Annotated in this window: 11 protein-coding genes; 10 read left to right on the top strand and 1 reads right to left on the bottom strand. The window is 40.5% G+C overall.

Going from position 1 to position 13,591, the window contains the following annotated elements; translation table 11 throughout:
• Positions 1–41 precede the first annotated feature (41 nt).
• Positions 42–1,556 carry an L-carnitine/gamma-butyrobetaine antiporter gene (gene caiT / locus ABN080_RS13710; protein WP_072069078.1) on the bottom strand — a complete coding sequence of 505 codons (1,515 nt, stop codon included), beginning with the start codon at positions 1,554–1,556 and terminating at the stop codon, positions 42–44.
• Between the two features lie 600 nt (positions 1,557–2,156).
• On the opposite strand from caiT, the gene fixA reads away from it, so the two are divergent.
• The 10 genes from fixA (at position 2,157) to ABN080_RS13660 (ending at position 13,568) form a co-directional block, all read left to right on the top strand.
• Complete coding sequence (fixA, locus tag ABN080_RS13705; RefSeq protein WP_349441267.1) at positions 2,157–2,930, top strand: putative electron transfer flavoprotein FixA; 774 nt, start codon at positions 2,157–2,159, stop codon at positions 2,928–2,930.
• 11 nt (positions 2,931–2,941) lie between these two features.
• Positions 2,942–3,880 carry an FAD-binding protein gene (locus ABN080_RS13700; protein WP_349441266.1) on the top strand — a complete coding sequence of 313 codons (939 nt, stop codon included), beginning with the start codon at positions 2,942–2,944 and terminating at the stop codon, positions 3,878–3,880.
• A 56-nt stretch (positions 3,881–3,936) separates the two neighbouring features.
• Positions 3,937–5,229, top strand: coding sequence for an FAD-dependent oxidoreductase FixC (gene fixC / locus ABN080_RS13695; protein ID WP_349441265.1), 1,293 nt, complete (start codon positions 3,937–3,939; stop codon positions 5,227–5,229).
• Positions 5,226–5,513, top strand: a complete 288-nt coding sequence (gene fixX / locus ABN080_RS13690) for a ferredoxin-like protein FixX (RefSeq protein ID WP_023582978.1) — start codon at positions 5,226–5,228, stop codon at positions 5,511–5,513. Before fixC ends, fixX begins: the two co-directional genes overlap by 4 nt.
• A gap of 86 nt (positions 5,514–5,599) precedes the next feature.
• Complete coding sequence (locus tag ABN080_RS13685) at positions 5,600–6,922, top strand: MFS transporter (protein ID WP_349441264.1); 1,323 nt, start codon at positions 5,600–5,602, stop codon at positions 6,920–6,922.
• A 471-nt stretch (positions 6,923–7,393) separates the two neighbouring features.
• Positions 7,394–9,031 carry an AMP-binding protein gene (locus tag ABN080_RS13680; RefSeq protein WP_349441263.1) on the top strand — a complete coding sequence of 546 codons (1,638 nt, stop codon included), beginning with the start codon at positions 7,394–7,396 and terminating at the stop codon, positions 9,029–9,031.
• 66 nt (positions 9,032–9,097) lie between these two features.
• Complete coding sequence (locus tag ABN080_RS13675) at positions 9,098–10,333, top strand: CaiB/BaiF CoA transferase family protein (RefSeq protein ID WP_072069073.1); 1,236 nt, start codon at positions 9,098–9,100, stop codon at positions 10,331–10,333.
• A 36-nt stretch (positions 10,334–10,369) separates the two neighbouring features.
• Entirely contained in the window at positions 10,370–11,197 is an 828-nt protein-coding gene (locus tag ABN080_RS13670) for an acyl-CoA dehydratase activase (protein WP_072069072.1), read from the top strand.
• Positions 11,194–12,435, top strand: a complete 1,242-nt coding sequence (locus tag ABN080_RS13665; RefSeq protein WP_349441262.1) for a 2-hydroxyacyl-CoA dehydratase subunit D — start codon at positions 11,194–11,196, stop codon at positions 12,433–12,435. Before ABN080_RS13670 ends, ABN080_RS13665 begins: the two co-directional genes overlap by 4 nt.
• The gene (locus tag ABN080_RS13660) at positions 12,435–13,568 is read left to right on the top strand and encodes a 2-hydroxyacyl-CoA dehydratase subunit D (RefSeq protein ID WP_072069070.1); all 1,134 of its coding nucleotides are present in this window, start codon (positions 12,435–12,437) and stop codon (positions 13,566–13,568) included. Before ABN080_RS13665 ends, ABN080_RS13660 begins: the two co-directional genes overlap by 1 nt.
• The last annotated feature ends 23 nt before the right edge of the window (positions 13,569–13,591 follow it).

The raw sequence follows: 13,591 nt of genomic DNA, 5'->3' as shown, positions 1-13,591 counted from the left end.
GTTAATAACCTCTTAATATGTCATTCTTTGCGTATAGCGGATCAGTCTTTCCAATGTACTTTGGCATCTTTAATAAAAGACAAGGTGACCATAATATTGACGAAAAATAGTGGGCATCCTCCGGCGATAATGGCAGTTTGAATAGGTTTTAAACCTCCAAGAGCTAACAGGATGATGCCGATAACACCAACTAATACAGACCAGCCAATGCGCACTAATAAAGGTGGCTCAGAGCCTTCTTTCATTGAACGGCAGGTTGACATGGCAAGCGTGTAAGAGCAGGCATTGATTAAGGTGACAGTGGCGATAAAACAGAGGATAAAGAAGCCCCACATTGTCGCTGTACTAAGCGGTAATGCCGCCCATGTTTCGATAATGGCGCGTGGAACACCATATTGTTCAATCAGTTGTGGAATGTTGAGAATATTTTGGTCAATCAGTTGTAAGGTGTTACCACCCAGAATTGTCCAAATTAACCAAGTCCCTGCGGTTAAGCCTGAAACCATTCCTAAACACAGTTCACGAACAGTACGGCCTTTAGATATACGGGCTAAGAAGATACTCATTTGGATGGCATAAATAACCCACCATGCCCAATAGAAGACTGTCCAGCCTTGAGGGAATCCCCCTTTACCGATTGGGTCGGTATAAAACAGCATACGAGGCATATACATCATCAATGTACCGACCGAATCGGTAAAGTAGTTGACAATAAAGCTCGCACCACCAACGATAAATACCCAACCCAACATTAAGAAACTTAGGTAAGTACGAATATCGCTGGCGATCTTCACCCCTTTTTGCAGACCAAATGCCACACAAATTGCGTTTAATAAGATCCAGCAAGAGATAATAATGGCGTCTAATTGCAGGGTATGAGGAATACCGAATAAGTATTGAATACATTCAGTGACTAACGGTGTTGCTAAACCAAGACTAGTTCCCATTGCTAGAATTAAAGCAACAAGATAGAAGTTATCAATAATCGTTCCAACAATCCCATTAACGTGTTTTTCACCGATTAATGGCGTTAAGGTGCTACTTGGGCGAATAACTTCCATTTTGCGAACAAAGAAGAAATAAGCGAACGCAACAGAAAGGAAACTATAAGTTGCCCAAGGTAGAGGACCCCAGTGGAACAAGCTGTAAGCAAGGCCAATTTCTTTAGCTTGAGTTGAATAACCTTCCATTCCAAAAGGTGGGCTTGAAATGTAGTAGTATATTTCAATCGAACCCCAGAAAAGGACGGCGGCTGATGTACAAGACGCAAACATCATAAAGATCCAGCTTGCGGTACTAAATTCAGGTTTATCTTCTCCAAGACGTTTATTGGCATAACGACCGAAGACTAACCAAAACCAACCTCCGAACATGATAACCATGTACCATTCAAAGGCCCAACCCCAGACATTGGTAACATAGCTGAATACGGCATTAATCACTTCATTTGAAGCATCAAGATCGCGTACCGTTAACCAACATAAAATACCAACAATGATCAATGGCGGAAAAAAAACCTTCGGTTCTATTCCTGCCTTTTTATTATCTTTGCTCATAGGTAAATTTTCCAAATATATTTAGCGCAGAAGTTTAAGTAGTGTTAATTCCTAATAACTAATAAAACAATTAAGTTTATTTGTGAATATTTTGTCTATTGGTGATTCATCATAATAGAAAAATAAAGTCATTGGCTAATCTACAAATCCATTAATGATGAAGAATGATGGATATTATAAGAAATCTATTCTGTTATTCACTTCACACTATTCTTTTTGTCGGTTTTATGTTACGTTTTATAACGTTTTATTTTCATTATAACTTATTGATAAGTATTGATATTGCCTTGTATGTAATCGGCTTGTTATATTCTGTCTTTCAATATTGTTGATCTGAGTGGCAATATTGAATGTTAAATACCATTATATTTATTATGTTCAATATTGTTGATCGAAGTACCAATATTGAAAGTTGAACACTTCAATTAAAATTAATTTCAATATTGGTGATGTATTTAGCAATATTGAACGCTATCTCTTCTTTATTTAATAATGTTCAATATTGGTGACCTAGGTTTAATTTTTTAATCACTTAATTATGTTAATTCTATATTACATTGCCAGAGTAAATGACATTATTTATTAATTTCAGGAGATGTAATGAATATTATTACATGTTACAAGAGTGTTCCCGATGAGCAGGATATTACGGTAAATAGCGCAGACAGTTCGCTGGATTTTTCTCGTGCTAACACCAAAATCAGCCAATATGATTTAAATGCGATTGAAGCCGCTAATCAGCTTAAGACGCAACTTGATGGCATTCAAATCACGGCAATGAGTGTTGGTGGTAAAGCACTGACAAATGCGAAAGCACGTAAAGATGTTCTTTCTCGCGGTGCTGACGATTTAGTTGTTGTGGTTGATGACCAATTTGAAGCCTCTTTACCCCACCAAACGGCAATTGCACTGGCGGCGGCAGCCACTAAAAAAGGTTATGACTTAATTCTTTGTGGTGATGGTTCTGCGGATCTCAGCTCACAACAAGTTAGCTTGCTGGTGGGTGAATTCTTAAATATTCCTGCAATCAATGGTATTAATAACATTGTTTCTCTCTCTAATGATTCAATTACGGTTGAGCGTGAATTAGAAAATGAAATCGAAACACTGACCATTCCATTACCCGCTGTAATTGCGGTGTCTACTGACATTAACACACCTCAGATCCCTTCGATGAAAGCCATTCTTGGCGCAGCCAAAAAACCAGTTCAACAATGGAGTGTTGCTGATTTGGGTCTGGATGCTATTACTTCGCGCTCAGAGCAAAAAATCGCGGCACCAAAACAAAAAGTCCGTCAACGCATCATCATTGAAGGTGATGGTGACGATCAGATTGCTGAGTTGGCAGAACATTTACGTAAAATTCTTAAGTAATAGGGGGAGTTATGAGTCAGTTTTCAACTGTTTGGGTATTTAGCGATGCACTTTCCCGTTTACCAGAATTAATGGGCGGCGCTTTTTCATTAGGTCAATCTATTAATGTATTCACATTGAATGACGAACAAAGTGTGGCTGCCTTTAAATTAGGAGCAACAGCGGTTTTCCAATTAGAAGGCAAACCAGACGATCGCATTATTGAAGACTATGCACAAAGCATGGTTGAAACCATCAAACAAAAAGGTGATGCAGGTTTAGTGCTATTACCTAATACACGTCGTGGCAAATTACTCGCAGCGCGCTTAGGTCATCGTTTAGACGCGGTTGTTTCTAATGACGCACAATCTTTAAAAGCAGACGGTGATGCATTAGTAGCAAAACACATGGTTTACGGTGGTCTTGCTTTTGGTGATGAAACCCTGAAAACCGCTTATTGCGTAGTGACTGTAAGTGTAGGTGCTTTTGATGTTGCACCAGAAACAGGTGCTACGGGTAATGCACAAAAAGTGGCATGGATTGCCCCAGCTCAAACCATTATTCGCAATGCAGTTCAGCCTCGCGAAATTAATGCGGTTGATTTAGATAAAGCGCGCTTTGTTGTCAGTGTAGGTCGCGGTATTGGTAGCAAAGAAAATATCGTTATTGCAGAAGAATTAGCCAAAGCCATTGGTGCTGAAATCGCGTGTTCTCGTCCTGTTGCCGAAAACGAAAAATGGATGGAGCACGAGCGCTATGTCGGTATTTCTAACCTGATGCTGAAACCTGAGCTCTATTTGGCTGCCGGTATTTCAGGGCAAATTCAACATATGGTTGGCGCTAATGGCGCACAAATTATTGTTGCTATTAATAAAGACAAAAATGCACCTATCTTCCAATTTGCTGACTACGGCATTGTCGGTGATTTAATGAAGATTTTACCTGCATTAACTCGTCAATTATCTAACTGATTTATTTAAGCAGAGAAGGTGACTTCTCTGCGTTTATCGCAAATTCTGGAGATGTTATGTCCGATTCCGAAGATATTTTCGATGCCATTATTGTTGGTGCAGGATTAGCAGGATCTGTGGCTGCACTTGTTTTGGCGAGGGAAGGCGCACAAGTATTGCTAATAGAAAGAGGTAACTACGCTGGCGGGAAAAATGTAACCGGTGGTCGTATGTATGCACATACTCTTGAACGCATCATTCCTGAGTTTGCGCAAGAAGCACCAGTTGAACGCGTTATTACTCACGAAAAATTGTCGTTTATGACTGAAACCGGCGCAATGACAATGGATTATCAAAACGCTGAAGGAAATAACCCAAAAACCGCCTCTTGGTCTGTATTACGTGGTGAGTTTGATCAATGGCTAATGGAACAAGCCGAAAATGCGGGTGCGCAATGCATCACAGGCATTCGTGTTGATAAGCTCGTCGAGCGTGATGGCAAGATTATCGGTGTGGAAGCCGATGGTGATGTGTTAGAAGCCAAAGCGGTGATCCTCGCTGATGGTGTGAATTCTATCTTGGCTGAACAGTTAGGGATGACAAAACGTGTTGCGGCTGAAAATGTCGCTGTGGGCGTAAAAGAGATCATCGAATTGCCTGAAAGTGTGATTAAAGATCGCTTTAACCTAAAAGATAACGAAGGCACAGCTTGGTTATTTGCGGGATCACCTACCGATGGATTAATGGGCGGTGGTTTTTTATATACCAATAAGACTACGCTCTCTTTAGGTCTTGTTTGTGGGCTTCACCATGTTAAAGATGCGAAGAAATCAGTACCACAAATGCTGGAAGATTTTAAACAGCATCCCGTTGTTGCGCCACTAATTGAGGGCGGGAAAATGGTGGAGTACGGTGCACATGTCGTCCCAGAAGCGGGCTTAAGAATGCAAAACGAATTAGTACGCGATGGTGTATTAATTGCAGGTGATGCAGCAGGGATGTGTATGAACCTTGGTTTTACTATCCGTGGCATGGATTTAGCGATGGCATCTGGTGAAGCGGCTGCAAAAACGGTGCTTTCTGCTATGGAGAAAAATGATTTTAGTAAACAATCACTTAATGAATATCTCAAACATTTAGAAGATGGCCCGTTACGCGATATGAAAGCGTATCAGCGTATGCCTGATCTACTTGATAATCCTCGTATGTTTACTGCTTATCCTGAAATGGTCGTTGGTATCGCGAAAGATCTCTTTACTGTTACGGGTGACGCACCTGTACCAATGCGTAAAACCATGATGCGTCATACCAAAAAAGTCGGTTGGATGAATCTGATCAAAGATGGGATCAAAGGAGTAAAAGCAATATGAGTTCTCCCGTAAATGTCGATGTCAAACTAGGCATCAATAAATTTAATGTCGATGAAGAAAATCCACATATCGTCGTTAAAGAGCAACCTGATATGCAGGTGTTGGAAACCTTAGTCAAAGCCTGTCCTGCTGGTCTTTATAAAAAACAAGAAGATGGCACCATCAGTTTTGATTATGCAGGGTGCTTAGAGTGTGGAACGTGTCGAATTCTTGGTTTAGATAGTGCGCTTGAAAAATGGGAATACCCACGTGGAACTTTTGGCGTGGAATATCGTTACGGATGATGTATCGCTACTTTTCTCCCAGTGCTGCCTCCGGCCTGGGAGCTTTTCTTTTTTGCTTTATTTAGAAAAAATGCCAGGACTCAGTCATGCAACCCAGAAACTTTGATGATATTCGTTTTACCTCTGTACATCGTCGGGTGATGTTATGGGGGAGTGGTGGCCCTTTTCTTGACGGTTATGTATTAGTGATTATCGGTGTGGCATTAGAGCAACTCACACCGTTATTACAGCTTGATTCACAATGGATAGGTCTGCTTGGTGCGGCAACATTAGCCGGACTTTTTATTGGCACATCACTTTTTGGTTATATTTGTGACAAAGTGGGTCGCCGTAAAATGTTTCTTGTCGATATTGTGGCTATCGCCATTATTTCTATTGCAACGATGTTTGTGTCAACGCCAGTGGGTCTCTTGGTGATGCGATTCCTTATTGGCATTGTGATTGGTGCCGATTACCCCATTGCGACGTCGATGATCACTGAGTTTTCCAATAAAAAACAACGTGCTTTTGCCGTCGGTTTTATTGCTGCAATGTGGTATATCGGGGCGACTTGCGCCAACTTAGTCGGTTATCTTCTATATGATATTGAAGATGGCTGGCGTTGGATGCTGGGCAGTGCTTTTATCCCTTGCGTTATTATTTTAATTGGTCGTTTCGATTTACCTGAATCCCCGCTTTGGTTAATACGAAAAGGGCGTATTCAAGAGTGTAATGAAATGATGATCAAACTTTTTGGTGAACCTGTTGTTTTTGAAGCTGAAAATGCCAAAAAAACCCGTTTTATCGAACTGTTTAATAAACGTCATTTCTCTTTTGTTCTGTTTGTTGCGGTGATTTGGACTTGCCAAGTGATCCCGATGTTTGCCATTTATACCTTTGGGCCACAAATTGTCGGTTTATTAGGGTGGGATGCGGGAAGAAGTGCTGCACTCGGTAATGTGGTGATCAGCTTGTTTTTTATGTTTGGGTGTATTCCCGCGATGTTCTGGTTAAACCAAACTGGACGACGCCCATTATTGATTGGTAGTTTCGCCATGATGACATTGGCATTATTGGTGTTAGGGGTTTTCCCTGATTTACCTATCTTATTTGTTATCTTAGCATTTGCGACTTATGCTTTCTTTTCTGGTGGCCCCGGCATTTTACAATGGCTCTATCCTAATGAATTATTTCCGACTGATATTCGAGCGTCAGCCGTGGGCATTATTATGTCAATAAGCCGTATTGGTACGGTTATTTCAACTTGTGCGCTTCCTGCCTTTATCGCTACTTATGGAATTAATACGACGATGCTAGTGGGCGCTGCGATCTCCTTATTCGGCATGATAGTTTCTGTGTTGTTTGCACCAGAAACTAAAGGACTAACACTCAATCAAACCTCAACCATGCCAATGCGTCGAGGAAAATAGTCTCTTGAATCGATGATTAATAAAATAAGTTAAGTGATTTAAATTATTTTTTATTTAGATGTTATAAAGTTTAATCATTATTGTATTTATTTTTATATTATTTTTATTTGAATTATCACATTAATATTTATTGATAAGATTTGTTTATATCTTAAAATGAGATGAGTATGTTTATCTTAAAAAGAGAGTGATTTTATTATTTTATTTAAATAAAATGACTCTCCTTTTTCTTTATTAAAAATAACACCTTTATAACGCCTTAGTTTCAAATTTATCTCATTGTTATTAATTACTCTTCAATTACAAATTGTATTTAACTCACCAAATCTAGATCCCAATCACAGATCTCTCTCAGACTATTCAAATGACGAAAAACAGTTCGTTATTTACCAAGAATGAATAATATCCCCTACCCAGAATAAGGTCATTACAGACGCAAACACCAGCAAAAAAGCGGTTGAGTAGGTATTTATGGCCTTATTAGAAATGACAGTTAAAGAATGTCTAAACAATATTGTAAAGCAATATGCTTCACAAACAGCCTTGATTGAAAACCAAAGTAAAAAAACACTTTCTTGGCAACAATTACAACAAGAAGTAGAAAATGTTGCGCGTGGTTTTTTAGCTATTGGTTTAAAAAAAGGTGATCGTTTAGGTATTTGGTCTGCTAATAGTAAAGAGTGGATAATTTGTTTTCTTGCCGCTGCTCAAATTGGTGTTCCTGTTGTTTGTATTAACTTTCATTTTAAAAAAAGAGAGTTATTAGATTTATGTAGATTAACCGGTATTAAAGCATTGTGTTTTTCTGATGGGTTTAAAAGTAATAACTTTATTGAGGTGATTAATTGTCTTGCTAAAAAAGTAACGGAAAATAAGGATGTATTACCTCAGTTATTTATTAGCATGGGAAATAAAACGGCAGAAAAAAGTGTTTCGTTGTCTCAATTAAAAGCAATTAGTAAAAAAATATCAGATAAAGAATATCAACACGCTGTTTCACAAGTCAGTGTAAAAGATTTACTGACAATTCAAATGACATCAGGTAGCACCGCTATGCCTAAAGGTGTCATGTTAAGTCAATATAATGTAATTAATAATGCCATGCTGTCAGCACAGCGATTAGGCGTAACACATAACGATGTCATTTGCCTTGCTGTTCCTCTATTTCACTGCTTTGGGCTCTCTTCTTGTCTCTTTTTTGCGTTAACAACAGGATGTCAATTAGTTCTGCTTGATAACTATTGTGCAGAAGATGTTTTGAAAGTGGTTCAAAACTATCGTTGTACCGTTATGCATGGTGTGCCAACGATTTTTAGCCGTTTAATGAAACATGAGCAATTTTCTCACTACGATTTATCTAGCCTTGATAAAGGCATTATAGCCGGGGCAAGTTTTCCTCCTGCGTTAATCGATGATATTGAAACTATCCTCGGCATGAAAGGGATCACCATCTCTTATGGTCAAACCGAAGCTTCTCCTTGTTGCACTCAAACATTACCAAACGATGCTTTACCAATAAAACGCAGTTCTATCGGTAAGCCATTACCTTTAGTTGAAATGAAAATTATTAATCCAAAAACGGGTAAACCTATGCCAGTGGGTATTTTGGGTGAAATTTGTACCCGTGGTTTTCATGTGATGATGGGTTATGACAATGCCCCTGATAAAACCCAAGAAGCTATCGATGAAGAAGGTTGGTTACACACAGGCGATATCGGTTATGTCGATGAACAAGGAAATTACCACTACGCCTATCGCATGAAAGAGATTGTAGTCCGTGGTGGTGAAAATATCAGTCTTTGTGAAATAGAAGAGGCCATTGCGGAATATCCCGGTGTTGACGCAACAAAAGCTTTTGGTATTCCTTCGGTTGATTTAGGTGAAGAAGTGATCGCCTCTGTTTGTGTGCAACAAGGCCATACCATTACGGAAAGCGAATTACAGGCATTTCTACAAGAGCGGCTAGCTCGCTACAAAATCCCCAAAGAACTCCATTTCTTTACACAGTTTCCTCATACCCCTTGCGGAAAAATTGATGTGCAAGCCCTGAAATTGCAATTGGGTTATGGCGTTTCAATCAAGGATGAAAAAACCAAAGTAGCGGGTTAAGTGACAACGGATTTATCCACATTCTGACAACAGCAGTATGAAGTCTAAAAATAATTAGGAGAAAAAATGACAAGTCGTAAAGCACTGGAAGGCGTCACTGTAGTTGAGTTGGCGACCTTTATTGCCGTACCCGCAGCGGGACGTATTTTAGCTGATATGGGTGCGAACGTGATCAAAATTGAATCCCCAAGTGGTGATAATTTACGTTACACCGCACCGACTGAAGGCCGTCCATTAGATCAACATGAAAACACCAGTTTTGATTTAGAAAATGCCAATAAACGTGGCATCGTATTAAATACAAAAACAGAAGCAGGTAAAAAAATTCTGTTTGAACTGCTAGAAAAAGCCGACATCTTCTTAACTAACTGGCGTCCTGGTGCAAGAGAGCGTGCGGGATTGGATTATGAAACGTTAAAACAACGTTTTCCAAAATTAGTTTACGCCAGCGTGACAGGTTATGGTGATGAAGGCCCAGATAAAGATCTACCAGGATTTGACTACACTGCATTCTTTGCTCGTGGTGGTATTTTAGGTTCGCTGTACCAAAAAGGCACTGTACCGATGAACGTGATCCCGGGTCTTGGCGATCATCAGTGTGCATTAGGATTGGTTTCAGGTGTGTTAGCTGCTTATATTCGCGCTAAAAATATTGGTCAAGGTGAGTATGTTTCAACTAACTTACTGCATACCTCAATTTATACCCAAGCAATCATGATCCAAGCGGCACAATACCCAGATTATGGTCAGCCGTATCCAATCGATCGTCGCAATACTACCAGCCCATTTATTCTGGCTTATAAAACAAAAGATGACCGTTTTATTCAAGTCTGTATGCCAGTTTATGACGCCTACTATCCAACCTTTATTTCTTGTATTGGTCGTCCAGATTTAGCGGAAGACGCTCGTTATACACGCCTACAAGAAGTGGCGAAAAATAATCGCTCCCCTGAATTATATGACCTGATTTGGCAACAAATTGAGCAAAAAACAGCGCCAGAGTGGGCCGATATTTTCACCAAAAACGATATCCCATTCAGTATTGCGCAAACATGGGAAGAAGTGCTGGAAGACAAACAGGCTTGGGCAATTAACACCTTCTACAACATGAAGTACAAAAATGGCAGTGAAAAAGCCTTAGTTCGTCCACCTATTGATTTCTTAGAGAGTGGTTTACCTGAATATCGTCGTGGTCCTTTGTTAGGTGAAGACACACCGTCTGTATTAGCTGAATTAGGGTATAGCGCAGAAGAAATTGCCAGCCTTGAAGCCAATAAAGACGTGATGACGTGGAAAGAATAATCCACTTATTTCTTTAATTTTCAGGAGAGCAAAGGCATGCAACAAGATATTTTCACAATGGGCGTTGATATCGGATCGTCTGCATCAAAATGCATCATCATGAAAAATGGTGACGCAATTGTCGCTAAATCACTGGCATCAGTGGGGGCAGGAACCTCAGGGCCTGAAAAAGCGATCGCTGAAGTATTAAGTCAATTTGGTGGCTCCCTCAGTCAGATCAGTTGGATCTGTGCAACAGGTTATGGGCGTAATTCTCTGAAAGAAGCCAATAAAGAAGTGAGTGAACTGAGCTGTCATGCCAAAGGTGCGCACTTTCTGTTTCCGGGCGTCAAAACAGTGATTGATATCGGCGGTCAAGACGTTAAAGCACTTCATATGGATGGTGCAGGCCGTTTATTAAACTTTGTGATGAATGACAAGTGCGCTGCCGGTACAGGACGCTTTTTAGATGTAATGTCGAGAGTATTAGAAACTAAGATTTCTGACCTCGCTCAAGAGGGCGCTAAGTCCACTAAAAAAGTCACGATTAGCTCAACCTGTACTGTGTTCTCTGAATCAGAAGTGATTTCTCATCTCGCGAATAACGAAACAATACCCGACGTTATTAATGGCATTCACCGCTCTGTGGCTAGCCGTATTGCTGGTCTTGCAAAACGAGTGGGTGTTGAAGCCCCTGTTGTGATGACAGGCGGTGTTGCCAGTAATTTTGAAGTTGTTCGTTACGTAAGCGAAGAGTTGAACGCCTCTATCGCCACCTCACCTTTATCACAATACAACGGGGCGATAGGTGCTGCCATTTATGCCTTTGAAGCGTACCGCCATCAACTGGAAGACGATGCGTTAACAATAGGAACATCAAAATGAGCAATGTAGATATGAATGCGCCGGATTATATTCCTGCGAAAAAACGACTGCAAAAAATCGCTGCTGATGCTTATCAGCGTGCGTGGGATGCTAAAAATAGCGGTGAAAAAATAGGCTGGTGTGCCTCTAACTTCCCACAAGAAATTGCGGAAACATTAGGTTTATGTGTGGTTTATCCTGAAAACCAAGCCGCAGCAATTGCGGCAAAAGGTGCAGGTTTAAAAATGTGTGAGCATGCAGAAAGCATGGGATATTCCAATGATATCTGTGCTTATGCTCGGATCAGCCTTTCTTACATGGATATCAAGCAGTGTGAAGAGATGGATATGCCTCAGCCTGATTTCTTGCTGTGCTGCAACAATATCTGTAACTGCATGATCAAGTGGTATGAAAATATCGCATACGAATTGAATATCCCGATGATCCTTATCGATATTCCTTATAAAAATGATTATGACACTGATGATGTGACTGTGAAGTATGTTCAAGCGCAATTTGATGATGCGATTAGACAACTTGAAAAAGTCACTGGCAAAGTCTTCTCTGAAGAGAAATTTAAAGAAGTTTGTGAAATCTCACAACGCACAGGGCGTGCATGGTTAAAAGCAGCTGAATATTGCCAATACGAACCATCACCAATGAATGGTTTTGATCTGTTTAACCACATGGCGGTTGCTGTTTGTGCGCGTGGCAAATTAGAAGCTGCACTGGCTTTTGAGCAACTGTGTGAAGAGATGGAACAAAACATCAAAGAGAAAAAATCGACTTACCGCGGTGAAGAAAAATACCGTGTTCTCTTTGAAGGTATTGCTTGCTGGCCTTATTTGCGAGCCACATCTACCCCGTTAAAAGAACAAGGTATCAACGTTACCGCTACTGTTTACGCCACTGCATTTGGTGTGATTTATCAAAACAGTGACGAGATGATGCGTGCTTACTCTTACGTTCCTAACTGCGTCTCTGTCGAGCGTGCGGCAGATATGCGTATTAGTGTTAGCCGTCAAAATAAAGTTGATGGTGCAATTATTCACGTTAACCGTAGTTGTAAGCTCTGGAGTGGCATTATGCCCGAAATTGAGCGCCGTATTCGCCATGAACTTAAGATCCCAACGGTGACTTTTGATGGCGACCAAGCAGATCCTCGTGTTTTCTCAGAAGCGCAGTATGTCACCCGTGTTGAAGCATTAACAGAAATTATGGCTGCGAATAAAGCAGATATGAAAAAGGGAGACATCTAATGAAAACATTAACGGATAGATTTGATGAGCTGCAAGTGGTGGTGGATAACCCCGTTGCGCAATTAGAAGGTTTTATTCGTAGTGGCAAAAAGGTGATTGGTTGTTTCCCTGAATATACGCCGAATGAAATTGTCTATGCGGCGGGCATGGTGCCTTTTGGCATTTGGGGTGCGGAAGGCCGTGAGATCTCAGAAGCGAAGAAATACTTTCCTCCTTTCTATTGTGCGCTAGTGCTTTCTTCTCTTGAGATGGGGTTGGATGGTGCGCTGAATAAACTGTCAGCAGCCATCATTCCTTCTTTGTGTGACACCTTAAAATGCTTAGGGCAAAACTGGAAAGCGGGTGTACCACAAGTGCCTTTTATCCAACTGGTGCATCCACAAAATCGTAAAACCCCAGCAGGGATTGCTTTCTTAACCGAACAATACAAAAAAATTGCACTGCAATTAGGGGAGATTTCAGGTCAGCCTGTGACAGATGATGCACTAAAAAATGCAATTCATCTGTTTAATCAGCGTCGTGCCGCGTTACGCGAGTTTTCAGAGATGGCTGCGCTTCATCCAAATTTAATCACACCACAACGCCGTAATACCGTGATCAAAAGTGGTTATTTTATGGATGTTGTTGAACATACAAAAGCCGTTGAAGCCATTGTTGCGCAATGCAAAACCTTATCTCCAGAACCTTGGAAAGGGCATAAAGTTGTTGTGACAGGCATTATTGCGGATAGCCCTTCTATTTTACAAATTTTGGCTGATAACAAGATGGCGATTGTGGCAGATGAAGTGGCACATGAGTCTCGTCAGTTCCGTCAAGATATTCCAGAAAATAACGCACCTTATGAAGCAATGGCAGAGCAAATCGCTCAGCTTGAAGGGTGTTCACTTTTATATGATCCAGAGAAAAAACGTGGTCGTTTAATTGCCGATATGGTGAAAAACACAGGTGCAGATGGTGTTGTCTATTTGCTAACAAAATTCTGTGATCCTGAAGAATTCGATGCCCCGATAGTGAAGAAATTCCTCGATAGAGAAGGCATTCCTTCCATCATTATCGAAATCGATCAGCAAACTAAAACGTATGAACAAGCTAGAACGGCATTGCAAACTTTTGCTGATGTGCTTTCTGCTTAACAACATTAATCAATAGTCACAAA

Source organism: Proteus sp. fly-1089 (assembly GCF_040138965.1).
Lineage (GTDB): Bacteria > Pseudomonadota > Gammaproteobacteria > Enterobacterales > Enterobacteriaceae > Proteus > Proteus vulgaris_B.
This window is presented reverse-complemented; position numbering and strand designations above follow the sequence as displayed.

What these genes read in the sequence shown, in the direction of transcription:
- ABN080_RS13680 (WP_349441263.1), top strand. Translation starts at nt 7,394, where the DNA reads ATGGCCTTATTAGAAATGACAGTTAAAGAATGTCTAAACAATATTGTA.
- ABN080_RS13670 (WP_072069072.1), top strand. Translation starts at nt 10,370, where the DNA reads ATGCAACAAGATATTTTCACAATGGGCGTTGATATCGGATCGTCTGCA.
- caiT (WP_072069078.1), bottom strand. Translation starts at nt 1,556, where the DNA reads ATGAGCAAAGATAATAAAAAGGCAGGAATAGAACCGAAGGTTTTTTTT.
- fixX (WP_023582978.1), top strand. Translation starts at nt 5,226, where the DNA reads ATGAGTTCTCCCGTAAATGTCGATGTCAAACTAGGCATCAATAAATTT.
- ABN080_RS13685 (WP_349441264.1), top strand. Translation starts at nt 5,600, where the DNA reads ATGCAACCCAGAAACTTTGATGATATTCGTTTTACCTCTGTACATCGT.
- fixC (WP_349441265.1), top strand. Translation starts at nt 3,937, where the DNA reads ATGTCCGATTCCGAAGATATTTTCGATGCCATTATTGTTGGTGCAGGA.
- ABN080_RS13660 (WP_072069070.1), top strand. Translation starts at nt 12,435, where the DNA reads ATGAAAACATTAACGGATAGATTTGATGAGCTGCAAGTGGTGGTGGAT.
- ABN080_RS13700 (WP_349441266.1), top strand. Translation starts at nt 2,942, where the DNA reads ATGAGTCAGTTTTCAACTGTTTGGGTATTTAGCGATGCACTTTCCCGT.
- ABN080_RS13665 (WP_349441262.1), top strand. Translation starts at nt 11,194, where the DNA reads ATGAGCAATGTAGATATGAATGCGCCGGATTATATTCCTGCGAAAAAA.
- ABN080_RS13675 (WP_072069073.1), top strand. Translation starts at nt 9,098, where the DNA reads ATGACAAGTCGTAAAGCACTGGAAGGCGTCACTGTAGTTGAGTTGGCG.
- fixA (WP_349441267.1), top strand. Translation starts at nt 2,157, where the DNA reads ATGAATATTATTACATGTTACAAGAGTGTTCCCGATGAGCAGGATATT.